This is a genomic window from Kitasatospora sp. NPDC051702, from assembly GCF_040681575.1.
Taxonomy (GTDB): domain Bacteria; phylum Actinomycetota; class Actinomycetes; order Streptomycetales; family Streptomycetaceae; genus Kitasatospora.
In genome coordinates, this window is record NZ_JBFAZB010000022.1 from 49,112 (window position 1) to 74,314 (window position 25,203).

Sequence of the window (25,203 nt, forward strand, 5' to 3'; positions counted from 1 at the left end):
CCTTCCAGGTGTCGCCCCGCCCGTCCCGGAGATCACGCGATTCTCACACTTCGCCGGGCGGCGCGTCAGGGCACCGGTGCTCCCAGCGCAGTGCGGGGTGGCCCGGGACCCAGGCGGTCCAGGTGTGCGGGGCGATCCGGAGCCGGACGGCGGTGGCGCCGGGGCGCCCGGCCTCCTGCCAGGCGGCCAGGAGGGGTTCGGCCTCGTCCCACAGGGCGCGCCGGCCGCTCTGGTGGGCCGTCCAGCCGTAGGTGTCGTCGCGGACCTCGGCCAGCGAGCCGGGGGTCGCCAGGCAGTGGATCGACTCCAGGTCCTCGCCGATGGTGACGTAGTACTCCGCGTCGGGGAAGGCCAGTTGGACGAGGAGGGCGGCCGCCGGGTCGCTCAGGAGGGTGGGGGTGATCCGCGCCGGCCGGCCGGGCCCGGCGAAGGTGATCCAGTACGGCTGGCTCCGGGCGTACCGGGCGGCGTCGCCGGGGAGCGCGTCGGCGCGGGCGATGATCCCGCCCTCGGCGGTGCCGTCCGGCAGGACGGTGAGCCGGGCCAGGCCGGCGCCCTCGCTCCAGGTGCCGAGGACGGCCACGAGGGTGGCGCCGGGCCTGCTCCGCGCCACCCAGGCGTACGGGAGCCGGCGGACCGGGCGGGTGGCGAGCACCTTGTCGTACGGCGGGCGGTTGGGCGGGGCGGCGGCGCCGGCCTCCAGGAGGTTGTCGTCCTCCTGGAGGTCCAGCGCCTGGTGGATGTCCGGGGTCATGTCCCTCCTCGGGGTGGCCGTCGGTACGGGGTGCCCGCCGCGGCGGGGCGGATGACCAGGGTGACAGCCCGGAGCGCGGGGAGGAAGGCCGGGCGGGCCTGGCAGGAGGGCACCGCGGGCGGGAGCCGGTGCGGGCCGTGGGGGCACCGCGGCCGTGGGCGCTGCGGTCGCCGGCCGCCACGACGCGACGTCAGCGGCCTTCGACCGCCCCGCTGCCGAGGCCCGGCCGCGGTGTCCGACGCATCCGGGGCAGCGCCGTGGCCACCAGGGCGGCCGCGCTCAGGGGCAGCAGGACGGCGAGCGCCCCGACCGCGGCCGGATCGCGCAGGCCGCCGAAGACCGCGCCCGCGCCGACGACGGCCAGCAGCCCGGTGTAGAGCGCCGTCCCCGCCGCGAAGGCCGCCGCGCCCGCCGCCCCCTGCCGCAGGCGGTGCGCCGCCCGGGCCCAGCACCACACGGCGGTGGCGGCCACCAGCAGGATCATCAGGAAGCCGATCCCCGCGACCAGGTTGTCGATCTGGGCCGTCTCGTACTCGGCGGAACCCCACTTCTCCCGGGGCGGCAGCCGATCGCCCGGGTGCGGCCGCATGGCCAGGGCGTAGAAGGGGGCGGCCCCCCAGAACCCCGCGCCGACCACCATGAGCCGGGCGACCGCGGTGTGGTGGGCGGAACGGGCGGCTTCGACGGACACGACGGTCTCCTCGGGTGTGCGGTAGGTACGGGACGAGCCTTCCGCAGGCGCCCCGGCGCGGCATGAGTACGGGTACTCACCCCGCCCGGGTGCCGGCACCCGGGCCCGGGGCGGGGTGAGTGACGCCCCGACGGGCACCGCCCCGCCGGGAACGGCCGGACCCCGCGGTCACGGGGTGACCGCGGGGCCGTCCTGCGCGCCGTGACCCGCCGGCCGGGTCAGCCGATGGAGCGGGGGAGACGGGTGGTCAGGTAGAGGACGGTGAACGAGCCGAGGAGCTGGAGACCCAGGCAGAGGGCGAGGGCGCGGTCCATGCCGAGACCGGGGGAGAGCGACAGGTAGAGGGTGCCGAGGGTGGCGACGCCGAGGGCGAGGCTGGCCTGCTGGCTGGTGGCGAGTACGCCGCTGCCGACGCCGGCGCGCGCGGTGGGCACCTTGGAGAGGACGACCCGGAACAGCGGGGTGCCGATGAGACCCTGCCCGATGCCGGCCAGGGCGACGCCGGGGGCCATCCGCAGCGGCGAGAAGTGCGCCCAGTCGGTGAGCACGGTCGCGGCGAGGGTGGCCAGTCCGGTGGCCTGGACGACGGCACCGGCGCTCAGCACCCGGCTGCCGTACCGGCCGATCAGCCGCGGGCCGGAGAGCGAGGCGCTGAAGTAGCCGACGGCCATCGGGACGAGTGCCCAGCCGGCCGCCACCGGGCCCAGGTGCAGGCCCTGCTGCAGGGCGACGGCGATGACGAACATGAAGCCGCCGAAGCCGGCGAAGTAGGGCAGGGCGATGCCGAGGCCGCGCCGCATCTCGGGGATGCGCAGCAGCGTCGGCGGCACGAGCGGGGTGTCGCCGCGCCGCTCCGCGCGGCGTTCGACGAGGGCGAAGGCGACGGCGAGGACGGGGAACAGGGCCAGCATCACCCAGGACCAGAGCGGCCAGCCGGCGGCGCGGCCCTCCATGAGGGGGACGAGCAGCGCGACCAGGGCCGCGGTGAGCAGGACGGTGCCGGGGACGTCGACCCGGGCGGCGCTGGCGGCCCGGCTCTCCGGGACGTAGCGGACGGCGAGGACCACCGCGAGCAGCGCGAACGGCACGTTGAGGAGGAAGACGGAGCGCCAGCCGGTGCCGAACAGGTCGGCGGCGACGAGCATGCCGCCGAGCACCTGGCCGATCACGACGGAGATGCCGCCGACGGCTCCGTAGACGCTGAGGGCGCGGCCGCGCCGGGCCCCCTCGGTGGCGGCGGTGATGGTGCCGAGGACCTGCGGGATCAGCAGTGCGGCCGAGGCGCCCTGGGCGGCCCGGGCGGCGACCAGGCTCCAGGCGCCGGGGGCGAGGCCGCAGGCGAGCGAGGTGACGGCGAAGGCGAGCGCGCCGATGACGAAGAGCCGGCGCCGGCCGAAGATGTCGCCGAGGCGGCCGCCGAGCACCAGCAGCACGGCGAAGGCGATGCCGTAGCCGGCGGCGACGAGTTCGAGGACGGCGGGGCCGGCGGCGAGGTCGTGGTCGATGGTGGGCAGCGCGACGTTGACGATGAAGAAGTCGAGCATCGGCAGGAAGGCCCCGAGCAGGACGGTGACCAGCCCGGCGGTGCCGAGGGAGGGGGTCCCGGGGGACGGGGCCACGGCGGGGCGGCCGCCGGTCGAGGGGTGGGCGGTCGACGGGCCGCCGGTGGCCGGGGTGTCGGTGGCCGGGATGCCGGCGGGGCGGGCGGCGGTGGCGGTGCTGCCGGGGGTGGTGGCGGCGCGGGCCGGTGCGGCTGCGGTGGCGAGGTGTCGGGTCACGGGTCATACGATCCGCTGCTCCGCACCCTGGTACCAGAGTGTGGTTATCCGGGTATGAGAAGTACCTGGCAACAGGATCGCGGCTGACGCATGCTGGGAACCATGAGCCTCGTCACCCCGCCCGCGCAAGCCCGGAACACCCCCGCCGACGCCCGCCGGCACGACCTGGCGGCCTTCCTGCGCAGCCGCCGCGAGCGGATCGCACCCGAGCAGGTCGGCCTGCCGATGACCGGGCGCCGCCGGACCCCGGGCCTGCGCCGGGAGGAGGTCGCGCAGCTCGCCGCCGTCGGGGTGACCTGGTACACGTGGCTGGAGCAGGGCCGCGACATCCAGGTGTCCGCCCAGGTGCTGGACGCGGTCGCCCGTGCGCTGCTGCTGGACCCGAGCGAGCGCGCCCACCTGTTCACCCTGGCGGGCGCGGACGACCCGGCGCCGGTGGTCGACTGCCCGTCGGTGACGCCCAGCATCCGCCTGGTGCTGGATCAGCTGGCGCCCTGCCCGGCCGGAGTGATCAACACGCGTTACGACGTGCTGGCGTACAACGCCCAGTACACCGGGATCGTCGGGGACCTCGCCGAGCTCGCCCCGGAGGACCGGAACCTGTTGTGGCTGGCGTTCACGCCCTCGCGCTTCCGCGAGGTGCTCGTGGACCACGACACCGAACGCGACGTGATGGTGGCCCGGTTCCGCGCCGGGATGGCCGACCACAGTGCGGAGCCGGCCTGGAAGACGCTGCTGGCGCGGCTGCGCAGGGCCTCGCCGGACTTCGAGGCGGCCTGGCAGCGGCACGACGTGATGCGCCCGGGCAACGGCATCAAGCGCTTCCGGGTGCCGGGCGTCGGACTGCTGCACTGCGAGTACACCAACCTCTGGCTCGGCCCCCGGCTCGGCACCCGGATGATCACCTACACCCCGCGCGACGAGCAGACCCGCGAGCTGATGAACCGTCTGCCCACCACCCGCTGACCGGCCCGGCGCCCCGCCTCGGCACCGACCCTCAGAGACCGACCCTCAGGGACCGGCCTCAGCGTCCGGCCGCCGCGGCCCGGCCGAGCAGGACGCAGACCACGGCGAGCGGCAGTTCGACGAGGAACGCCATCACCAGCGCGGCGAGCACCGCGTGGCCCGGCCCGGCGCAGGCGACGTCGGCCAGCGCGTCCCCGGCGAGCAGCAGGGCGACGGCCGCGCCGGCCACGGCGGCGGCGCTGCTGCGCCGGCGCAGCAGCGCGTCGAGCGAGACCAGCGCGGTGAGCTCGACCAGGTCGAGCACCACCCACGGGGTCTCGTGGCAGACGGCGAGGACCGCGAGCCAGGGCAGCAGCGCGACGGCGGCCAGCGCCGGCACCCGCTCGAAGCGTGCGGGCAGGACGAACGGGGCGGCCGGGCGGCCGGCCAGGACGGCGGTGCTCATGCCGCGCCGCCGTCCCGGCCGGCCCCGACGGGCAGCGTGCCCTCCGGCCCCGCCGCGCGGGGCGCGCCGTCGGGAGTAGCCCCGTGGCTCCCGGGGGCGGGCCGCCGGTGCGGTGGGGTGGCGGAGTGCGGTGCGCTGCTCGTCATGGGCCCAAGAATTCCGTCGATCATGGTCCGTTGTCGGTGGTGCCCCGCTCCGAATCGGGGGTGTACCCAGGTACACCCCCGCCGGGGCGCCCCCTTCATGGCGGTCGATGATCACCGGGCCCTACGCTGTCGGCCATGTCCTCCACACCGTTGCGCCGAGCGCTCGTCAGGAGCCTCCGGCGCACCCCGTGGTCGCCCGGGGCCTGGCGGGACACCCGTCTGATAGCCGCCGGCATCCCGATCGCCCTGCCCGTCTGGCTGGCCGTCACCGAGTCCGCCCTGTTGATCCCGGTGCTCGTCCTGGTCCTCGGCGGCACCCGTCCGCTGACGGCCCTCCAGCGCGGCCGGCTGCGCGCCCTGCACGGGGTGGAGGTGCCGCCGCCGCGCCCGGCCGGCGGTTGGCACCGGTGGCTGCTGGGCCTGACCTGGCGCCAGAGCGCCTACCACCTGGTGGTCGGCCCGCTGCTGGCGGTGGGCGCGCTGGCGGTGCTGTACGCCTGGGGTGCCGGGCTGGTGATGGCCTGCACGTACGGCTGGATCTGGTTGCTGCCCAGTGGCGGGCTGCGCTCCGAGCTGGCCGGGCTGGACGTCGCGATCACGCTCTGCGGGGTGCTGCTGCTGGCGGCCGCGCCGTGGCTGGCGGCCCTGGCGGCCTGGCTGGAGGTGCGTGCGGCGGGCCTGCTGCTCGGCCCGAACCGGGCGGAGAGGCTCGAGCGCCGGGTGGAGGAGGTCACCGAGAGCCGTGCCGGGCTGGTGGACGCGGTGGACGCCGAGCGCCGCCGGATCGAGCGGGACCTGCACGACGGCGCCCAGCAGCGGCTGACCTCCCTGGCGATGAACCTGGGCCTGGCCCGGCGCACCCTCAAGGACGTGCTGCCGCCCGAGGCCATGCAGGTCATCGTGGCCGCGCACGAGGAGGCCCAGGCGGCCATCGACGAGCTGCGCGACCTGGTCCGCGGCCTGCACCCGGCCGTCCTGGAGGACCGCGGCCTGGACGCCGCGCTGTCCGGGATCGCCGCGCGGGCCCCGCTGCCGGTGCGGCTGGACGTCGACCTGTCCGAGCCGGTCTCGCCGACGGTGGAGGCGGTGGCGTACTTCACCGTCTCCGAGGCCCTGACCAACGTGGCCAAGCACGCCCGCGCCCGGCGGGTCGACCTCTCGGTGCGGACGGCCGGCGGCCGGCTGCGCCTGGTCGTCAGCGACGACGGCGTGGGCGGCGCGGATCCGGCCGGCGGGACCGGTCTGACCGGTCTGCGCAAGCGCACCGCCGCGGTCGACGGCACCCTCTCCGTTCTCAGCCCCCTCGGGGGTCCCACCACCATCACCGTGGAGTTGCCGTGCGTGCTGTGATCGCCGAGGACTCGGTCCTGTTGAGGGTCGGCCTGGTCAAGGTCCTGGAGGCGGTGGACTTCGAGGTCGTGGCCGCCGTCGGGGACGCCACCGAGCTGCTGGCCGCGGTCGAGGAGCACCGCCCGGACGTGGTGGTGGCGGACGTCCGGATGCCGCCGGGCTTCCACGACGAGGGCGTGAAGGCCGCCATGGTGATCCGCCGGGAGTGGCCGGAGGTCGCCGTGCTGCTGCTGTCCCAGTTCGTGGAGGAGCGCTACGCGGCCGACCTGCTGGCCACCAACACCAGCGGCGTGGGCTACCTGCTGAAGCAGCGGGTCGCCAACGTGGACGACTTCCTGGACGCGCTGCAGCGGGTCGCCGCGGGCGGCACCGCGCTGGACCCGGAGGTGGTGGCCCAGCTGCTGGTGCGGCGGCACCGGGATCCGCTGGAGAAGCTGACCCCGCGCGAGCGGGACGTCCTCGGCCTGATGGCGGAGGGCCGCTCCAACGCGGCGATCGCGGGCGCGCTGGTGGTGAGCGACAGCGCGGTGGCCAAGCACATCAACTCGATCTTCACCAAACTGGACCTCCCGCCGGCCGACGACAGCCACCGCCGGGTGATGGCGGTGCTGCGGTTCCTGGAGGTCGGGTAGCGGTGGCGGGGGAGAAGGGGGTGGCGGTCCGCAGGGCCTGGCGGGTCACCGGGACGGTCGCGACCGTGCTCGGCCTGATCGGCGCCGGGGTGCAGACCTGGGCGGTGGCGGTGCAGCAGCAGACCACCTCCGTCCAGTCGTACGACGTGGCGGTCCACCGGCTCAGGCTGGACACCGGCAGCGCCGCGGTGCGGATCAGGGCGGGCCGGGACGGCCACGTGGTGGTGCGGCAGAACCTGGACTGGACGGTGCGCAAGCCGGTGGTGTCGGCCACCTTCGAGGGTGACGTGCTCACCGTCGGCATGGACTGCCGGCAGGTCCTGCCGGTCGCCGACTTCGGGTGCGGCGCCCAGATCGATCTGGAGGTGCCGGCCGGCACCGACGTCTCGGGGGAGGTGGGCTCGGGCAGCGTCCAGGTGGAGGGCCTGAGCGGCGGCGTCCGGATGGACCTTGGCTCGGGTCAGCTGCGGCTGGTCGACATCTCGGGCGAGGTGTACGCGCACACCGGTTCCGGGATGGTGCAGGGCGTGGACCTGAGCTCCGGGCGGGTGGAGGTGGAGAGCACCTCGGGCGCGCTGGAGCTGTCCTTCGCGAAGGCCCCGCGGTCGGTGGACGCCAGGACGGCCTCCGGCTCGCTGCGGATGACCCTGCCGACCGGCACCCGGTACGGCTTCAGCGGTGAGGCGGGCAGCGGCAGCCGGCACATCGACCCGAACCTGGCGGACTCCGCCAGCCCGAACCGGATCCACGCCTCGGTCGGCTCCGGGTCGGTCACGATCGACCCGTCCTGAGCCCGGGGCGGTCGGGTGCCCGGGGCCCGGGGCCGGCCGGCGCCCGCCCCGGCCGCCGGGCGGTGCCCGCACCGGGCCCGCACCGGGCCGGTGACCCGGGTGGGGGACAATGGAGAGTCCCCGTCCCCTGCCCCGAGGTCAGCCGCGCATGACAGCCACGTCCGCACCCACCGCGTCCGACACCGAGTTCGCGCCGCTGGACATCGGCCCGATCCGGGTGTGGCCGCCCGTCGTGCTGGCGCCGATGGCCGGCATCACCAACGCGCCGTTCCGCACGCTCTGCCGTGAGCAGTCCGGCGGCAAGGGCCTGTACGTGTCGGAGATGATCACCACCCGGGCGCTGGTCGAGCGCAACGCGAAGACCATGCAGCTGATCAGGTTCGACCCGAGCGAGAAGCCGCGGTCGATCCAGCTGTACGGCGTGGACCCGGTGACCGTCGGCAAGGCCGCCCGGATGATCTCGGACGAGGGCCTGGCCGACCACATCGACCTCAACTTCGGGTGCCCGGTGCCCAAGGTGACCCGCAAGGGCGGCGGCTCGGCGCTGCCGTACAAGCGCAACCTGCTGCGCGAGATCCTGCGCGAGGCGGTGGCCAACGCGGGGGAGCTGCCGGTGACGATGAAGATGCGCAAGGGCATCGACGACGACCACCTCACCTTCCTGGACGCCGGCCGGATCGGCGCCGAGGAGGGGGTGGCCGCGATCGCCCTGCACGGGCGCACCGCCGCCCAGCACTACGGCGGCACGGCGGACTGGTCGGCGATCGCCCGGCTGCGCGAGTCCGTCCCGGCGCACGTCCCGGTGCTCGGCAACGGGGACATCTGGTCGGCGGACGACGCGCTGCGGATGATGCGCGAGACCGGGTGCGACGGCGTGGTGGTGGGGCGCGGCTGCCTGGGCCGGCCGTGGCTGTTCAAGGACCTGGTCGCGATCTTCGAGGGCGACGTCGACTACGCCCGCCCCGACTTCGGCTACGTGGCCCGGGCGATGGTGCGCCACGCGCAGCTGCTCGGCGAGTGGATCGGGGACGAGGCACGCGGCGTGGTCGACTTCCGCAAGCACGTCGCCTGGTACACCAAGGGCTTCTCGGTCGGCTCCGAGCTGCGGGTGCGGCTCGCCGGCTCCTCCTCCCTGGCCGAACTGGCCGAAACCCTGTCCGAGGTGGAGCAGTCCCAGGGGTGGCCGGCCGGTGCGGACGGCCCGCGCGGGCGCACCAGCGGCAACAACCGGGTGGTCCTGCCGGAGGGGTGGTTGGACGATCCGTACGACTGCGCCCGACCCGGCGAAGACGCCGAATCGGACACCTCTGGCGGATGATCTGTCCTTAGTGGCGAAATGGGCCTCCGAGGGTCCACTGCCACCCGGTCCCAGCCCTCTTGTCCAATCTGGACAGGAGGGCTCCTTTTCGGCGCCCGATCGTCACGCTGCGGGCATGCGAGTGGACGGAGTGCGACGATCGGCGGAGGTGGCCTACGCTCGAAGGGCGAGATGTGCTGGTGACTCTTGCCACATACGGTGTCGACTGATGGCGGGTCAGTGGACGAATTGGACAGGTCGGCGGTGAATCGCTTCCCGAAGCCGGTCGGCCGGGGATCGGGGATCCGGGTGCAGGAAATCAAGCCGGGGCAACGCGACGGACCCGGCGCCGCTACCCTCCGTCCGAATCGTGTGATCTTCACGTTTCCTTGCGTTCAAGACTTGAACGCTGGCTAGCGTCATCCGGACGATTTCACCAACAGAGGTGAACGCCTTTATGTGCTTTCGATCTAGCGGGTTACCGCTGGGTACCGGCCTCGTACGGCCTATTCGGGGCAGAGAAGTGCCTTCGAAATGGGTATGTTCTCCGGCGTCAGGGCAACCGCGTACGAGGAGACCGACCCGTGCCGTCCCAGCAGAAGTTTGTTTACTCCTTCACCGAAGGAAACAAGGACCTCAAGGATCTTCTTGGTGGCAAGGGCGCGAACCTGGCCGAGATGACCAACCTGGGACTCCCCGTCCCCCCGGGGTTCACCATCACCACCGAGGCCTGCAAGGTCTTCCTGGAGACCGGCAGCGAGCCGACCTCGCTCCACGAGGAGATCGGCGCCCACCTGGACGCCCTCGAGCAGGAGATGGGCAAGAAGCTCGGCCAGGCCGACGACCCCCTCCTCGTCTCGGTGCGCTCCGGCGCGAAGTTCTCCATGCCCGGCATGATGGACACCGTCCTCAACATCGGCCTCTCCGACGCGTCGGTGACCGGCCTCGTCGCCCAGTCCGGCAACGAGCGCTTCGCCTGGGACTCCTACCGCCGCCTGGTCCAGATGTTCGGCAAGACCGTGCTGGGCGTCGACGGCGAGCTGTTCGAGGAGGCCCTGGACGCGGCCAAGCACGCCAAGGGCACCGTCAACGACCTGGACCTGGACGCTTCCGACCTCCGGGAACTCGTCGAGGTGTTCAAGGGCATCGTCCAGCGCGAGACCGGCCGGGCCTTCCCGCAGGACCCGCGCGAGCAGATGGACCTCGCCATCCACGCCGTCTTCCACTCCTGGAACGGCGACCGCGCCCGCCTGTACCGCCGGCAGGAGCGCATCCCGAACGACCTCGGCACCGCGGTCAACGTCTGCAGCATGGTCTTCGGCAACCTCGGCGAGGACTCCGGCACCGGCGTCGCCTTCACCCGTGACCCCTCCACGGGCGCCCAGGGCGTCTACGGCGACTACCTGTCCAACGCCCAGGGCGAGGACGTCGTCGCCGGCATCCGCAACACGCTGCAGCTGTCCGAGCTGGAGAAGCTCGACAAGAAGTCGTACGACGAGCTGATGGCGATCATGCAGAAGCTCGAGAACCACTACCGCGACCTCTGCGACATCGAGTTCACCATCGAGCGCGGCAAGCTCTGGATGCTGCAGACCCGCGTCGGCAAGCGCACCGCCGCGGCCGCCTTCCGGATCGCCGTCCAGCTGGTCGACCAGGGCCTGATCGACCTGGACGAGGCCCTGATGCGGGTCACCGGCGGCCAGCTCTCGCAGCTCATGTTCCCGCGCTTCGCCCCGAACGCCGAGTCCAAGCAGATCGGCTGGGGCCTGGCCGCCTCGCCCGGCGCCGCGATCGGCAAGGTCGTCTTCGACTCCTACACCGCCGTCAAGTGGTCCCGCTCCGGCGAGAAGGTCATCCTGGTCCGCCGCGAGACCAACCCGGACGACCTGGACGGCATGATCGCCGCCGAGGGCATCCTCACCTCGCGCGGCGGCAAGACCTCGCACGCCGCCGTGGTCGCCCGCGGCATGGGCAAGACCTGCGTCTGCGGCGCCGAGGAGCTGGAGGTCGACACCAAGTCCCGCCGGTTCACCACCGCCGACGGCCTGGTCGTCGAGGAGGGCGACGTCGTCTCCATCGACGGCGCCTCCGGCAAGGTCTACCTCGGTGAGGTACCCGTCCTGCCGTCCCCCGTCGTCGAGTACTTCGAGGGCACCCTGCACGCCGGCGCCGACGTCCAGGGCGGGCTGGTCCAGGCCGTGCACCGGCTGATGTCGCACGCCGACGGCCGCCGCCGCCTCGCGGTGCGCGCCAACGCCGACAACGCCGAGGACGGCGGGCGCGCCCGCCGCTACGGCGCCCAGGGCATCGGCCTGTGCCGCACCGAGCACATGTTCCTCGGCGAGGAGCGCCGCAAGGAGGTCGAGCACCTGATCCTGGCGGACAACGACAAGGACCGCGAGCTCGCGCTCTCCACCCTGCTGCCGCTGCAGAAGAGCGACTTCCTGGAGCTCTTCCAGGCGATGGACGGACTGCCCGTCACCGTCCGCCTGCTCGACCCGCCGCTGCACGAGTTCCTGCCGAACATCACCGAGCTGTCGGTGCGCGTCGCTCTCGCCGAGGCCCGCAAGGACCCGAACGAGAACGACCTGCGCCTGCTCCAGGCGGTGCACAAGCTGCACGAGCAGAACCCGATGCTCGGCCTGCGCGGCGTGCGCCTCGGCCTGGTCATCCCCGGCCTGTTCGGCATGCAGGTCCGCGCCATCGCCGAGGCCGCCGCCGAGCGCAAGCTGGCCGGCGGGGACCCGCGCCCCGAGGTGATGATCCCGCTGGTCGGCACCGTCCAGGAGCTGGAGCTGGTCCGCGACGAGTGCGAGCGCGTGCTCGCCGAGGTCGCCCAGTCCACCGGCGTCCAGCTGGACATCAAGCTCGGCACCATGATCGAGCTGCCGCGCGCCGCCGTGACGGCGGGCCAGATCGCCGAGGCCGCCGAGTTCTTCTCCTTCGGCACCAACGACCTCACCCAGACGGTCTGGGGCTTCTCCCGGGACGACGTGGAGGCCTCGTTCTTCACCGCCTACCTGGAGAAGGGCATCTTCGGGGTCTCCCCGTTCGAGACCATCGACCGCGACGGCGTCGGCTCGCTCGTCAAGCACGCCGTCGAGGCCGGCCGGGCCACCCGCCCCGACCTCAAGCTCGGCGTCTGCGGCGAGCACGGCGGCGACCCGGACTCGGTCCACTTCTTCCACGAGGTGGGGCTGGACTACGTCTCCTGCTCCCCCTTCCGGATCCCGGTGGCGCGCCTGGAGGCCGGCCGCGCCGCCATCGAGACGGCGGGCAGCGACTCGCGCTGAGAGAGGGTAGGCATCCCCTCCTCGGCCGCGAGCCGGACTGACCGCTCCCCTCCCCACCGGGAGGGCGTGCACCGGAGCTCGGCGCAGGAGAACCGGCGTACGTAACACGGCCGGGCGGGGACGGACAACGGCGTCCGTCCCCGCCCGGCCCACGTGCGTGTGGCGGCGGCCACGCGCGTGACACCCCGCCCCCGCCGCCGGGGCCTGCCAAGCTGGGGCGCATGACCAGCCGCAACCGTCTGCCCGTGCTCGTGGCCGTGGTGATCCTCGCGATCGCCGCCGCGGTCGGGTACCTGCTCTCGGCCCGGGGCGGCGGCAGCCACCCCAGGGCCGCCGCGACCCCCACCGCCGCCACCACGGGCTCCTCGGCCCCCAGGCCCTCCGCCCCGAAGCCCACCCCGCCGCCCGGCGGAGGCGGCCCCGCCGCCGGCACCTGGGTGCCCGCCGACCCGGCGCTCGCCGACGTCTGCCGCTCCAAGCTCCCCGGCCAGGCCCAGGACACCCTCGGCCTGATCGCCAAGGGCGGCCCGTACCCGTACAACCGCGACGGCATCGTCTTCGAGAACCGCGAGAGCCGGCTGCCGCGCAAGGGCGACGGCTACTACCACGAGTACACCGTGGTCACCCCCGGCTCCAACGACCGCGGTACCCGCCGGGTCGTCACCGGCAACGCCGGCGAGCAGTACTGGTCGGCCGACCACTACGCCACCTTCCAGGAGATCGACCCGCGCTGCTGACCGGCGCGGTCGACGCCCGGTGGTCCGCGTCACCCCCGGCCCCGCGTACGCCCGCCCCGCCCGCCGCCGCGTCACCTGGCGCGGCGCCAGCTGATCCGGCGGTGCGGGCCGTGCGGGCCGGTGGTGAGGAGCGCGGTCAGCTCGTGCAGGAGCGGGGTCGGGTCCCGGCGGAGCTGGGTCGGAGTGGTGCGGACCACCGGGAGGCCGACGGCCGTCAGCCGGTTGGCGCGGGCCAGGCCGCGCTCGTGGTCGGCGGGCCGCAGGTGCCAGGCGCGGGAGTCGATCTCCAGGGCCACGCAGGCGTGCGGCCAGTAGGCGTCCGGGACGGCGAGGAAGCGGCCGTCCAGGAAGAGCACCGCGTTCCACAGCGGTTCGGGCAGACCGGTGTGCGCCAGCACCTCCCGGGCCTCGCCCTCGACCACCGACCGCACCCCGGCCGTGAGGTCCTCCACCACCCGGGCCACCTGCGGCAGTCCGAGCGCGCCCGGTCTGGCCAGCAGGTGGTCCAACAGCTCGCCGAGTTCGCAGTGCCGCCGCTGGACGGCCTCGGCGCACAGCGCCCGGAAGCGCTGCTGCCCGCTCTCGCGCGGCGCGAGGTCGGCCAGCGCCCGGGCCACGGTGGCGCTCCACAGCCCGTCGTCCCGCTCGTAACCGCCCGGCAGCGGCCCGGCCGACCGGTGGATCCGGACGAACTCCCGCTCCGCCACCCGGCGTTGACCCGGGATCAGGACGTCGACGCGATCGAGGTCGGCCGGGTGCCCGGCGCTCGGCAGCCCCGCGTCGGCGAGCACCGCGTGGCCGGTCAGCAGCACCTCCCCGGCCCGGGGCTCACGCCCCTTGGGGCTCGCGTACGCCAGGGCGGCGCGCAGCCGCTGATGGCCGGTCAACCGGCCGCTCTGCAGGCAGATCACCCGGGGCAGCACCTGCTGCCAGGGCCCGCCGGGGCGCAGCCGGTGGGCGATGGTGCCGGAGGGCACGCCGAGCCGGCGCAGCTGCGCCCGGGTGGCGATGTGCTGCTGGTCGGCGCCGAGCAGCACGACGGGGTCGAGGGGGTTCGCGCGGGTCATGACCCGGTGCTGCCCGTCCCGTTCGGATGTATGCGAAACATCGCCCGTCGGAGGCTTCCGCGGGAATGATGTTGACGGACCGTCGGTCCGGACGCTGAGCTGGACCACCTATGGCGACTCCACCCGACAACCCCGCGCTCGACGCGCTCAACGGGCTCTCCGTGGGCGACGCCCTCGGAGCGCAGTTCTTCGTCCCCGCCACCGCGGCCGCCCACCTCGCCGACCGCACCGACCCGCCCGGCCCCTGGCCGTGGACCGACGACACCGAGATGGCCTGCTCGGTGTACGCGGCCGTCACCGAGCGCGGCACCGTCGACCCGGCCGACCTCACGCTCGCCTTCGCCCTGCGCCACGACTTCGACCGCGGCTACGGCCCGGCCGCCAACCGGATGCTCCGGCTGGTCCGGGAGGGCGGCGACGCCCGGGCGCTCGCCGCCGCACTCTTCGACGGCCGGGGCTCCTACGGCAACGGCGCCGCGATGCGGGTCGCCCCGCTGGGGGCGGCGCTCGCCGACGACCTGGACGAGGTGGTCCGGCTGGCCGCCCGGACGGCGGTGACCACCCACACCCACCCGCAGGCGGTGGACGGCGCGGTCGCGGTCGCGGTCGCCGCCGCGGTGGCGGTCCGGGCCCGGGCCTGGACCATGACGCCGAACGGCTTCCTGGCGAAGGTCCGCCACCACACCCCGAGCGGTGCCGTCCACGACGGCCTGGCCGAGGCGGCCGCCCTGCTCGCCGAGCCGGACCCGCTCGCGGCCGCCCGGGTGCTCGGCAACGGCAGCCGGACGTCCGCGGCCGACACCGTCCCCTACGCGTTGTGGTGCGCGGCCCGGCGGCTGACCGACTACCGGGCCGCTGTCCGGGAGGCGGTCGCGCCCGGCGGCGACATGGACACCGTGGCCGCGATCACCGGGGGAGTGGTCGCCGCCCACACCGGCACCCGGGGCATCCCGGCGGCCTGGCTGGCGGCCCGGGAGCCGCTGCCGGCCTGGGCGTTCCCGCGGCCCGGCTCCGTCACCGGGGGCCGCGGGCGCGCCGCCATGCTGGTCCCGCGCCCGCAGGCCGTCCCGGACGTGCTGTGGACGGAGGAGCAGTGGCAGCGCATCCGCACCGGCGGCGACCCGGCCGCCCTGGACCACCGGTGGGCCGTCCACACCGCCGGCGGAGCCGTGCGGATCTGCGACTCCCGGAGCGGTCACCCGATCTGGGAGGTCGCGGTCACCCTGGTCCGCGGCGGCCGGCGCCCGGTCTCCGCGGTCGTGGAGGCCGGTCACAACCGGTGGCTGGCCCTGCCGGGGGAGCGGCACGCCCCGGCGCTGCTGGCGTGGATCCTGCGGACCGCCGCCACCGGTGAGCGGGAGGCCTTCAGGCCGTGATCATCAGCTGCCCGGCGCCGCTGCCGCCGTGTCTAAGGCACTCCTGGTTGATCGCCGGATCCGGGGCGCTGGGCGAGGTGGCGGCGGCGATCCGCAGCTCGATGATGTCCCGGACGGCCGGCCACTCGGAGTCGAGGATCGAGTAGAACGCGGTCGAGCGCACCACGCCGTCGAGCCCGCGCGAGTGGGCCCGGCGGACCCCCTCGGAGGTGGCGCCGAGCCGCTCGATGGCGGACCGCGAGCGCAGGTTGCGGGCGTCGGCGCGCAGCGAGATCCGCTGGACGCCCCAGGTCTCGAAGGCGTGGCGGAGCATCAGCAGCTTGGCCTCGGTGTTGATGCCGGTGCCCTGGGCCCGCGGCGAGAGCCAGGTGTTGCCGATCTCGGCGGCGTCCGGGACGGCCGTGGCCGGGTCGCCGAACGGCACGCCGGGCACCGGCGGCCAGACCACCGGGCCCTGCCAGTAGTCGAGTTCCAGGAATCGGGTGGAGCCGACCACCCGGCCGTCGGCGACGTTCACCGTGGCGAACGGCAGCGACCGCCCCGCGGCCTGGTCGGCCAGGGCACGGGCGATGTACTCGCGGGCCGCTTCCAGGCCGTGCGGGACGGCGGTGAAGGCGTAGGTCGTACGGTCCTCGGCGCCGGCCTCGGCGATGGCCTCGGCGTGGTGCGCGGCGAGGGGCTCCAGCCGCACGGTGCGGCCGGTGAGGATGACAGGTACGGGCACGGAACCTTCGGTCCTTCATCGGTCGGAGGGTGCCTCCCGGGCCGGGGTGCGGCACGGGGTGCGGGGACTGTTCGCCCCGGTCCTGGGGCCGTCCGCCGGGACCGGCGCACGCCGGAGGTCCGGTCGGGCGGGGCGGGGGCGGCGGCCCGGAACGGGCGGCGCGGTGCCGGAACGGACACGGGTCCTCGGACCGGTCCGGCGGGATGAGCGAAGGGACAGTGTGCGTCCGCGAAATGGCCGAGAAGGAAACGAGAGCGCGAAGGGAAGCAGGCGGCCAGGTGAAGGCAAGATGCGTCGTGGGTGGCTGGCCGAGCACCGGACCGGGACGTGGCCGACGGCGTTACGGGACGACGTGACGACGACGCGACGATGCGAGGCAGCGAGAGGACGATACCCGCCAGAAGGCGGTGCGTCACTTCGCGGCACGCGAATGGCGGCGCGGCCCGGTCGAACGCGCCCCCGGGCGGGCCGCCGAACCCCTGTGACCAGGGACTTTGTCGCCGGGTGCGATCATGGTCCGGAGGCGTCGGCTGCGGCCCCCGGGCACGCCGTCGGGCGCGGTCGGGAATTCCGGCGGCGCCCGGCACGCTGGACAGGACGAGGAATCCGGTAGGCCGTGACGAGTAGGGAACGGGGTTGGGTGCGCGGTGCGTGACTTCCAGGCGCTGTACGAGCTGGACGAGCAGGGCGTGGCCGCGGTGGCCGCGGCCAACGCGGAGCTGAGCGACACCGGCGCGGGCCTCGTGCTGCTCCACCACTTCGAGGGCTTCATGGACGCCGGCGAGGCCGGCGGCCAGGTGGTGGCCCACCTCCTGGAGACGGGATCGCCGCAGGTCGTGGCCCGTTTCGACCACGACCGCCTGGTGGACTACCGGGCGCGCCGCCCCGCGATGGTGTTCGACCGCGACCAGTGGACGTCCTACGACCCGCCGGAGATCCTGCTGCAGCTGGTCCGCGACGCCGCGGGCGCGCCGTTCCTGCTGCTCACCGGCCCCGAGCCGGACGTCGAGTGGGAGCGCTTCGCGCGGGCCGTCCGCGAGCTGGCGGAGCGCTTCGAGGTCCGGCTGTCGGTCGACTTCCACGGCATCCCGATGGGCGTGCCGCACACCCGCCCGGTCGGTCTGACCCCGCACGGCAACCGGCTCGACCTCGCGGCCGGCTACCCGCAGTGGTTCGAGCAGGCCCAGGTCCCGGGCAGCGCCCAGGCGTTGCTGGAGTACCGCCTGGCCGAGGCCGGGCACGACGTGCTGGGCTTCGCCGTGCACGTGCCGCACTACGTGGCCCGCTCGGAGTACCCGGCCGCGGCCGTGCTGATCCTGGAGGCGGTGCAGTCCGCCACCGGCCTGGTGCTGCCGGGCACCCGGCTGCGCGCGCGGGTCGGCGAGGTGTACGCGGACATCGAGGAGCAGCTGGCGCAGGGCGACGGCGAGCTGCGCTCGGCGATCCGCGGCATGGAGGGCCAGTACGACGCGGTGGCGGGCGGGGAGGACCGGGAGAGCCTGCTGGCCGAGCCGGCCGACCTGCCCTCGGCGGACGAGCTGGGCCGGCGCTTCGAGCAGTTCCTGGCCGAGCACGAGCGCGGCGCCGAGTAGGCCCTGCCCGGCCGATCCGGTCCGCGCAGCGGATCCGGTCCGCCCGGCCGTCGGGGACACCGGCCCGAGGACGCCGCGGTGAGAGGCCGTCCGGGCCGGGAGTCATCCGCGCGGCTCCGTTCGTTGGGGATTGCGGCGTCGGGGGACGCGCCGCGAGGAGCCGCTGTGACGCCTATCCCCGGGGGGATGCCATGCCGAGGACCACGTACCGGACCATGCCCGCGCCCGCGCGCCCGACCGTCGCCCTGACGGCCGGGCTCGCCGCGCTCCTGCTCGCCGGGTGCACCGGCGCCGGGGGAGCGGACACGGGCGGAGGGGGCTTCGCGGGCGCGGTGCCCGCTCCGGCCGCGAAGTCCACGCCGCCGCCGACCGGCCCGTACGTGGCCCTCGGCGACTCCTACACCGCCGGCCTGAAGATCGCCCCGCAGGTGGGCGAACCCGCGGGCTGCTCGCGCTCCGGGGTCAACTACCCGTCGCTGGTGGCGAAGGGGCTCGGCCTGGCGGCCGCGCAGTTCCAGGACGTCAGCTGCAGCGGCGCCCGCACCGGCGACCTCACCGGCGCCCAGGAGACCGGCCGCGGCACCAACCCGCCCCAGCTCGACGCGCTGACCGGGGACACCCGGCTGGTCACCGTCGGCATCGGCGGCAACGACGCGGGCTTCATGGAGGTCGTCCAGGAGTGCGCCAAGGAGAACCTGGTGGACGCGGTGAAGGGCCTGGTCGGCGCCTCGCGCGCGGCCTCGCCCTGCCGCGCGCACTACGCCTCCGGCGGCACCGACGACGTGCAGCGCAGGGTGGACGCGGCCGGCGAGCGGCTCGGCGGGATCCTGCAGGACATCAGGCGCCGCTCCCCGCGGGCCCGGGTGTACGTGGTCGGCTACCCGACGCTGCTCCCGGCCGACCCGGCGGGCTGCGAGCGGGTGCTGGGCAAGGCGGTGGCCCCCGGCGACCTCGGCTTCCTGTCGGAGAAGGAGCAGCAGCTGAACGCGATGCTCAGGAAGCGGGCGGAGGGCGCCGGCGCGGTGTTCGTGGACGCGGCCGCCCCGTCGGCCGGGCACGACATGTGCGCCGGCGAGGCGGCCCGCTGGGTCGAGCCGCCGTTCCCGGCCCCCGGCCTGGCGGCGATCCACCCGAACGCCAAGGGGCAGGAGGCGGTGGCGGCGGCCGTCCTGAAGGCCGTCCGGGGCTGAGCCCCTGCGCGGCGGGACGGGGGCGGGACGACACCGGCGGTGGGAGGGGGCGGGACGACACCAGCGCGTGGCGCAGGATTCACGCCCCGGCCCGCGCCCCTTCGTGCGCGGCACACCCCGGCTGTCAGGGGCGCGGCGTACCGTGTGTGGCATATGGATGACACCGCGCACCGCCTCGCCGCCGCCCCGTTCCCGTACGACCACGCCGCCGAGGCCCGCTGGGTCCCCGAACCGGACAAGCGCCCCGGCCGCACCGCCTTCCAGCGCGACCGCGCCCGGGTGCTGCACTCGGCGGCGCTGCGGCGGCTGGCCGGCACCACCCAGGTGGTCGCCCCGATGCGCGCCGACTTCCCCCGCACCAGACTCACCCACTCCCTCGAATGCGCCCAGGTCGGGCGCGAGTTGGGAGCCGCCCTGGGCTGCGACCCGGACCTCGTGGAGACGGCCTGCCTGGCCCACGACATCGGCCACCCGCCGTTCGGCCACACCGGTGAGGAGGCGCTCGACCAGGCCGCCGAGGCCTGCGGCGGCTTCGAGGGCAACGCCCAGTCGCTGCGCATCCTCACCCGGCTCGAACCCAAGCGCTTCGCGCCCGAGGACGAGCAGCCCGCCGCCCGGCTCGCCCCCTGGCCCGGCCGCAGCGTCGGCCTCAACCTGACCCGCGCCGCCCTCGACGCCGCCACCAAGTACCCGTGGTCGCGCGGCGCGCACCCCACCGACCCGGCCTCGCACAAGTACGGCGTCTACGCCGACGACCTGCCGGTCTTCCGCTGGCTGCGGGCCGGCTCCCCGGCCGGGCGCAAGTGCTTCGAGGCCACCGTCATGGACTGGTCCGACGACGTGGCCTACTCCACCCACGACGTCGAGGACGGCCTCCAGGCCGGCCACATCGAGCCGGCCGCCCTGCGAGCCCCGGGCGAGCGGTCCGAACTCTTCAAGGTCGCCGAGCGCTACGCCCCGGACGCCGAGCCGGAGGAGCTGGCCGCCGCCCTGGACCGGCTGCTCGCCCAGGACTGGTGGCCTCGCTCCTACGACGGCACGGCCCGCGCCCGGGCCGGGCTGAAGGACCTCACCAGCCAGCTGATCGGCCGCTTCTGCCTGGCCGCCGAGCAGGCCACCCGGGCCCGCTACGGCCCCGGCCGGCTCACCCGCTACGGGGCCGAGCTGGTGGTGCCGCGCGGCGTGCGGCTGGAGTGCGCGGTGCTCAAGGCCGTCGCCGTCCGCTTCGTGATGCAGCGCGACGAGCAGGCGCAGCTGCGCGCCCGCCAGCGGATCGTGATCGCCGAGCTGGCGGACGTGCTCAACCGGCGCGCTCCCGAGGGCCTGGACCCGGTGTTCGCCGCCCAGTACCACGAGGCCGAGGACGACCGGGCCGCCCTGCGCACGGTCATCGACCAGATCGCCACCCTCACCGACGCCTCGGCCCTCGCCCTGCACGCCAGGCTCGTCGGCGCCTCCTGGGCCTGACCGGTCGGGCCCGCCCCGGCGCCCGGCGGGACGCGCCCGGCCGGAAAGCCCGGCCGCCCCAGTAGACTTCCGGGGTGGCCGGGCGGATCAGGGACGAAGACGTACAGGCGGTGCGCAGCGCACTGCCGATCGACGCGGTGGTCGGCGACTACGTACAGCTGACCAACGGTGGCGGCGGCGAGTACAAGGGCGTCTGCCCGTTCCACGACGAGAAGTCCGCCTCCTTCTACGTGAACCCCGCCAAGGGCGTCTTCCACTGCTTCGGCTGCCAGGAGAACGGCGACACCATCGCCTTCCTGATGAAGATCGAGCACTTCACCTTCGCCGAGGCCGTCGAGCGGATGGCCGCCCAGGCCGGCATCACCCTGCGTTACGAGGAGGGCGGCTACAGCCCCCGCCACCAGCAGGGCGAGCGGACCCGCCTGGTCGAGGCGCACAAGGTGGCCGCCGCCTACTACCAGGAGCAGCTGGCCTCGCCCGAGGCGGAGATCGGCCGCCGCTTCCTCGCCGAGCGCGGCTTCGACGAGGAGGCCGCCAGGACCTTCGGCGTCGGCTACGCCCCGGCGGGCTGGGAGCACCTGGTCCGCTACCTGCGCGGCAAGGGGTTCAGCGACAAGGAGATCCTGCTCGGCGGTCTGGCCTCGCAGGGCCAGCGCGGCGGCCTGATCGACCGCTTCCGGGGCCGGCTGGTCTGGCCGATCCGGGACATCGCGGGCGAGGTTGTGGGCTTCGGCGCCCGCCGGCTGCGCGAGGACGACAACGGCCCGAAGTACCTGAACACCCCCGAGACGCCGATCTACAAGAAGTCGCACGTGCTGTACGGCATCGACCTGGCGAAGAAGGAGATCGCCAAGTCGGGCCGGGCGGTGGTGGTCGAGGGCTACACCGACGTGATGGCCTGCCACCTGGCCGGGGTCACCTCGGCGGTGGCCACCTGTGGCACGGCCTTCGCCGAGGACCACATCAAGATCATCCGCCGACTGCTGATGGACACCTCGCAGTACCGCGGCGAGACGGTCTTCACCTTCGACGGCGACGCGGCCGGCCAGAAGGCCGCCCTGCGGGCCTTCGAGGATGACCAGAAGTTCGCGGCCAAGACCTCCATCGCGGTCAGCCCGGGCGGCATGGACCCGTGCGACCTGCGGCTGGCCCAGGGCGACGAGGCCGTGAAGCAGCTGATCGACAACCCCGTCCCGCTCTTCGAGTTCGCGCTGAACACGGCGGTGTCGAAGCACCGGGTCGAGACGCCCGAGGGGCAGGCCGCCGCGATGGAGGAGGCCGCCCTGATCGTCGCGAAGATCAAGGACCCCTCGATCCGGCACGGCTACGCGATCCGCCTGGCCGGCATGCTCGGCGTCAATCCCGGCGACGAGCAGTTCGTGGTCCGCCGGATCTCCCAGCTGTCCCGCTGGGAGCGGGAGAAGCAGCAGAACCCCCGCGGCAGCACCGCGCGGCGCACCGAGCAGCCCGTCGCCGCGGTGCGCCCCGCCCAGCCCGCGTTCCGGCTCAACCCGCGCGACCCGGCCCAGTTCGTCGAACGCGAGCTGCTCAAGCTGGCGCTCCAGCACCCGGACCTGGTCAGCCCGGCCTTCGACCACTACGGCGAGGACGAGTTCCCCACCCCGCCGTACACCGCCGTGCGGCAGGCCGTCGCCAAGGCCGGCGGCGCCGCCTACGGGGCGACCCTGCCGGACTTCACCAGCGCGGTGCGCGAGGCGTCCCCGGACGACCAGGTGCGCTCGCTGGTCACCGAGCTGACCGTCGAGCCGGTGCGTTCCCGCCGCAAGGTGGACGCGGTCTACGCGGGGGAGTTCCTGGTCAAGTTGCGCCTGCTGGCCGTCGACCGCCGGATCGCCGAGGTCCGCGGCTACCTGCAGCGGCTCGGCCACCGGGCCGACGCCGAACAGCTGCACGCGGTGCAGACCGAGCTGTGGCAGCTCCAGCAGTACGGCCAGCAGCTCCGCAGCCGGGGCGCCGCGGCGCTCTGAGCCCCGGGGCTTGCCGGACGAGCCCCAGCGGCTCCTCGACCCGGGGCGCCGCCCCCGGGCGTGGCCGGACGGTCGCGCGCCCGGCGGGAAGATGCGGGCGCGCCCCGGGAAGTGCGCAGAAAGTCGGCGCACGAGTCTCGGCCACGGAGTGTGGCGTACCGCACACTGGATGGCGTCCCACCTCCGTACAGCGCGGGTCCGCCAGAGTCGCGCCCGCCCCGAGGGGATGCTGCCCGTGGACCAAGGCCTTGTCGCACCGACCACCGCCATCACCACCACGAGACCGGACCGCGCCGGGCCGGCGCGGGAGCAGGAGACGGACCACGGCCGGGCCGGCGCGGCTCCGCCCGACGGCGCCCGGGTGCCCGCCCAGGGCCTGCCCGAGGGCCATCCCGAGAGCGCTGACCCGGATCCGGCCGCCGGGGAGCTCGACGCCGAGCCCGATGCCGACGTCGACGCCGAGCCCGATGACGAGGCCGACGCCGACCGCGACGCCGACGCCGACCGTGACGCCGAGGCCGACCGTGATGCGGAGGAGGAGCCCGGTCCGCAGGCCGACGGCAGCGGCCCGGCCGCGGACCTGCTGCGCCAGTACCTGCGCGAGATCGGCCGGGTCCGGCTGCTGACCGCCGCCGAGGAGGTGGAGCTGGCCCGCCGGGTCGAGGCCGGCCTGTTCGCCGAGGAGCGGCTGAACGGCGAGCCCCCGCCCCCCGACCCGCTGGCGCGCGAGCTGGACACCCTGGTGGTGCGGGGGCGGATCGCCAAGCGGCGGCTGATCGAGGCGAACCTGCGCCTGGTGGTGTCCGTCGCCAAGCGGTACGTCGGCCGCGGGCTGACCCTGCTGGACCTCGTCCAGGAGGGCAACCTCGGCCTGATCCGGGCCGTGGAGAAGTTCGACTACGCCCGCGGCTACAAGTTCTCCACCTACGCGACCTGGTGGATCCGGCAGGCGATGAGCCGGGCGCTGGCGGACCAGGCCCGGACGATCCGGGTGCCGGTGCACGTGGTCGAGCTGATCAACCGGGTGGTCCGGGTGCAGCGCGCACTGCTGCAGGAGCGCGGCCTGGAGCCGACCGCGGCCGAGGTCGCCGCCGCCCTGGAGCTGACCGAGGCGCGGGTGCGGGAACTGGTCCGGCTGGCCCAGGAGCCGATCTCGCTGCACACCCCGGTGGGGGAGGAGGACGACGTGGCGCTCGGCGACCTGATCGAGGACGCCGACGCCACCTCACCCGCGGAGTCCGCCACCTTCCTGCTCCTGCGTCAGCACCTGGACGCGGTGCTGGCCACCCTGGGCGAGCGGGAGCGCCAGGTCGTCCAGCTCCGCTACGGGCTGGACGACGGCAGGCCGCGCACGCTGGAGGAGATCGGTGCGGTGTTCGGCGTGACCAGGGAGCGGATCCGCCAGATCGAGTCGAAGACGCTGGTCAAGCTCCGCGACCACGCCTTCGCCGAGCAGCTGCGCGGCTACCTCGACTGACCCGGGTCCGGGCTCGCGGCGGACGGCGAGGCGGCCCCCGGCGTCCCGGACGGCTGCGCGGTCGCTCCCGGGTCGGTGGCGGCCGGGGCCGGGTCGGTGCTCGCCGCGCCCGCGCCGGTGCCCGGGGGCGGCGAGGCGGGACCGATCGGGATCGGGGTGGAGGCCACGACGGCGGCCAGGTCGGAGATGGCCGTGGTGCAGACGTGGCCGGCCGGCTGGTAGCCGCAGACCACGAAGCCGGTGTGCGGGTCGGCCGCGTTCAGCATCGACGAGTAGTTGTCGTAGCCCCAGTGGATGAGGGCCGTCTCGCTGTCACCGGTGCTGTCGGTGATGGTCGCGTAGTCGTTCGGCTCGCCCTCGGTGATCGCGGCCCAGGCGGCCTGGCAGGTCTGGCTGTACCGGAGGTAGACGACCACCTTGCCGATGACGTCGGTCTGCAGGGTGCGGGCGTCCTTGCCGCAGCCGGTGGTCTTCGGGTCCTTGTGCGCGCAGCCGACGGCCTGGCAGGCGGGCGGGGCCGAGGCGGGCTTGGCCGGTGACGCCGAGGACGCCGAGGCGGTCGGAGCGATGGAGGAGGTCGGGGCGGGCTCGGCGGCGGCCGTCGGCTCGTCGTGCCGGGTGGCGGCGCGCACGCCGACCAGCACCAGCAGGGCGGCCACCACGGCGGCGGCGGTGAGCAGCGTCGCCGGGCGCCGCCACCAGGCCGCGGGCGGCCGGACGGGATCCGCCTCGACCGCGGGCGCGGCCACGTCGGGGAGCTCGGCGACGACCGGAGCCACGGCGTCGGACTCCGCCGGCGCGGACCCGGTCGGTCCGGTCGCGGTCGGCGTCGGCCCGCACAGCACGGACAGCGACAGGCCGGACCCGGACGCGGACCCGGAGCCGGGCTCCTCGGGGGCGGGGTCCGGGTCGGCCGGCTGCCCGGCGGCCGGGCCGCCGTCGGGGGCGTCCGCGGCGGAGGTCGTCGCCGGCGCCGGCGCGCCGGCCCCGGGCGCGGCCACGGCCCGCTCCCAGAGCGACCGCAGGGCGGGCCCGTCGCAGTCCACGGTCCCGATCAGCGCTTCCAGCGCCTGCTGGGTGATGACCCGTTTGCCGTTCAGCCAGCGCTCCCAGGAGGCCCGGCTGTAGTGCGTCCGGGTGGCCAGTTCGGCCAGCGAGAGTCCGGCGGCGTCCTTGATGGTCCGGAGCTCCCCGGCCAGGTCCCTGGCGGGCTCGGACAGCTCTTCGGGCAGGTTCTTCCAGGCGGAACCCATGCGGCCTTCCAACGGTGCGAGACGGGAACGGGGTACGGGGAGAGCGGGACGGGCTCCGGCCCGGGCCGTTCGGGTGTCTCCGCTTCTCCAAAGTCATCGGCCTGACGTCCCAAACCCCAGGTCATGGCGCTGAGACGGACGGAAGTGTCTCACAACCGCCGGGAACGCTCGAACAACCGTCTTCCGTCG

General features: G+C 74.7%; 20 protein-coding genes. 13 read left to right on the top strand and 7 right to left on the bottom strand.

From position 1 onward, the window contains the following. Positions 1 to 43 precede the first annotated feature (43 nt). The 3 genes from AB0N04_RS19710 to AB0N04_RS19720 form a co-directional block, all read right to left on the bottom strand. Positions 44 to 754: a hypothetical protein gene (locus AB0N04_RS19710; RefSeq protein WP_360210122.1), complete on the bottom strand. Its 711-nt coding sequence runs from the start codon at positions 752 to 754 to the stop codon at positions 44 to 46. Between the two features lie 190 nt (positions 755 to 944). Continuing rightward, positions 945 to 1,445: a hypothetical protein gene (locus AB0N04_RS19715; RefSeq protein WP_360210120.1), complete on the bottom strand. Its 501-nt coding sequence runs from the start codon at positions 1,443 to 1,445 to the stop codon at positions 945 to 947. A 218-nt stretch (positions 1,446 to 1,663) separates the two neighbouring features. Next, positions 1,664 to 3,064, bottom strand: a complete 1,401-nt coding sequence (locus AB0N04_RS19720; protein ID WP_360210210.1) for an MFS transporter — start codon at positions 3,062 to 3,064, stop codon at positions 1,664 to 1,666. 261 nt (positions 3,065 to 3,325) lie between these two features. Here AB0N04_RS19720 and AB0N04_RS19725 point away from each other — a divergent pair, with 261 nt between their 5' ends. Further along, positions 3,326 to 4,189 carry a helix-turn-helix transcriptional regulator gene (locus AB0N04_RS19725; RefSeq protein WP_360210118.1) on the top strand — a complete coding sequence of 288 codons (864 nt, stop codon included), beginning with the start codon at positions 3,326 to 3,328 and terminating at the stop codon, positions 4,187 to 4,189. Positions 4,190 to 4,247: 58 nt separating this feature from the next. Here the strand turns inward: AB0N04_RS19725 and AB0N04_RS19730 are convergent, their stop codons facing one another. Beyond that, complete coding sequence (locus AB0N04_RS19730) at positions 4,248 to 4,634, bottom strand: hypothetical protein (protein ID WP_360210116.1); 387 nt, start codon at positions 4,632 to 4,634, stop codon at positions 4,248 to 4,250. Positions 4,635 to 4,915: 281 nt separating this feature from the next. Between AB0N04_RS19730 and AB0N04_RS19735 the strand changes: the two genes are divergently transcribed. From AB0N04_RS19735 to AB0N04_RS19760, 6 genes are all read left to right on the top strand, one after another. Further along, complete coding sequence (locus AB0N04_RS19735; RefSeq protein WP_360210114.1) at positions 4,916 to 6,130, top strand: histidine kinase; 1,215 nt, start codon at positions 4,916 to 4,918, stop codon at positions 6,128 to 6,130. After that, positions 6,118 to 6,762 carry a response regulator transcription factor gene (locus AB0N04_RS19740; RefSeq protein WP_360210112.1) on the top strand — a complete coding sequence of 215 codons (645 nt, stop codon included), beginning with the start codon at positions 6,118 to 6,120 and terminating at the stop codon, positions 6,760 to 6,762. The genes AB0N04_RS19735 and AB0N04_RS19740 overlap by 13 nt, the downstream gene beginning before the upstream one ends. A 20-nt stretch (positions 6,763 to 6,782) precedes the next feature. Next, entirely contained in the window at positions 6,783 to 7,553 is a 771-nt protein-coding gene (locus AB0N04_RS19745) for a DUF4097 family beta strand repeat-containing protein (protein WP_363364915.1), read from the top strand. 148 nt (positions 7,554 to 7,701) lie between these two features. After that, a complete protein-coding gene (gene dusB, locus AB0N04_RS19750; RefSeq protein WP_360210108.1) occupies positions 7,702 to 8,871 on the top strand; it encodes a tRNA dihydrouridine synthase DusB in 1,170 nt (389 codons plus the stop codon). 563 nt (positions 8,872 to 9,434) lie between these two features. Further along, positions 9,435 to 12,143 (top strand): pyruvate, phosphate dikinase, encoded by a 2,709-nt coding sequence (gene ppdK, locus AB0N04_RS19755; protein ID WP_360210106.1) that lies wholly within the window; start codon positions 9,435 to 9,437, stop codon positions 12,141 to 12,143. 221 nt (positions 12,144 to 12,364) lie between these two features. Further along, positions 12,365 to 12,880 carry a ribonuclease gene (locus tag AB0N04_RS19760; RefSeq protein WP_360210104.1) on the top strand — a complete coding sequence of 172 codons (516 nt, stop codon included), beginning with the start codon at positions 12,365 to 12,367 and terminating at the stop codon, positions 12,878 to 12,880. Between the two features lie 71 nt (positions 12,881 to 12,951). Here the strand turns inward: AB0N04_RS19760 and AB0N04_RS19765 are convergent, their stop codons facing one another. Continuing rightward, positions 12,952 to 13,947: a hypothetical protein gene (locus AB0N04_RS19765; protein ID WP_360210102.1), complete on the bottom strand. Its 996-nt coding sequence runs from the start codon at positions 13,945 to 13,947 to the stop codon at positions 12,952 to 12,954. Positions 13,948 to 14,057: 110 nt separating this feature from the next. Between AB0N04_RS19765 and AB0N04_RS19770 the strand changes: the two genes are divergently transcribed. Continuing rightward, positions 14,058 to 15,323 carry an ADP-ribosylglycohydrolase family protein gene (locus AB0N04_RS19770; protein ID WP_360210100.1) on the top strand — a complete coding sequence of 422 codons (1,266 nt, stop codon included), beginning with the start codon at positions 14,058 to 14,060 and terminating at the stop codon, positions 15,321 to 15,323. On the opposite strand, the gene AB0N04_RS19775 is transcribed toward AB0N04_RS19770, so the two are convergent. After that, positions 15,313 to 16,047: a GNAT family protein gene (locus AB0N04_RS19775; RefSeq protein WP_360210098.1), complete on the bottom strand. Its 735-nt coding sequence runs from the start codon at positions 16,045 to 16,047 to the stop codon at positions 15,313 to 15,315. The two genes, AB0N04_RS19770 and AB0N04_RS19775, sit on opposite strands and share 11 nt — an antisense overlap. 647 nt (positions 16,048 to 16,694) lie before the next feature. Here AB0N04_RS19775 and AB0N04_RS19780 point away from each other — a divergent pair. The 5 genes from AB0N04_RS19780 (at position 16,695) to AB0N04_RS19800 (ending at position 23,761) form a co-directional block, all read left to right on the top strand. Next, positions 16,695 to 17,639: a PAC2 family protein gene (locus tag AB0N04_RS19780; protein ID WP_360210096.1), complete on the top strand. Its 945-nt coding sequence runs from the start codon at positions 16,695 to 16,697 to the stop codon at positions 17,637 to 17,639. A 191-nt stretch (positions 17,640 to 17,830) separates the two neighbouring features. Then, positions 17,831 to 18,829, top strand: a complete 999-nt coding sequence (locus AB0N04_RS19785; protein ID WP_360210094.1) for an SGNH/GDSL hydrolase family protein — start codon at positions 17,831 to 17,833, stop codon at positions 18,827 to 18,829. A 153-nt stretch (positions 18,830 to 18,982) separates the two neighbouring features. After that, the gene (locus AB0N04_RS19790) at positions 18,983 to 20,296 is read left to right on the top strand and encodes a deoxyguanosinetriphosphate triphosphohydrolase (RefSeq protein ID WP_360210092.1); all 1,314 of its coding nucleotides are present in this window, start codon (positions 18,983 to 18,985) and stop codon (positions 20,294 to 20,296) included. Between the two features lie 74 nt (positions 20,297 to 20,370). Further along, the gene (gene dnaG, locus AB0N04_RS19795; protein ID WP_360210090.1) at positions 20,371 to 22,284 is read left to right on the top strand and encodes a DNA primase; all 1,914 of its coding nucleotides are present in this window, start codon (positions 20,371 to 20,373) and stop codon (positions 22,282 to 22,284) included. 376 nt (positions 22,285 to 22,660) lie between these two features. Beyond that, positions 22,661 to 23,761 carry an RNA polymerase sigma factor gene (locus AB0N04_RS19800; RefSeq protein ID WP_360210208.1) on the top strand — a complete coding sequence of 367 codons (1,101 nt, stop codon included), beginning with the start codon at positions 22,661 to 22,663 and terminating at the stop codon, positions 23,759 to 23,761. Here the strand turns inward: AB0N04_RS19800 and AB0N04_RS19805 are convergent. After that, positions 23,749 to 25,014, bottom strand: a complete 1,266-nt coding sequence (locus AB0N04_RS19805) for a DUF2690 domain-containing protein (protein ID WP_360210088.1) — start codon at positions 25,012 to 25,014, stop codon at positions 23,749 to 23,751. The genes AB0N04_RS19800 and AB0N04_RS19805 overlap by 13 nt on opposite strands. Positions 25,015 to 25,203 lie beyond the last annotated feature (189 nt).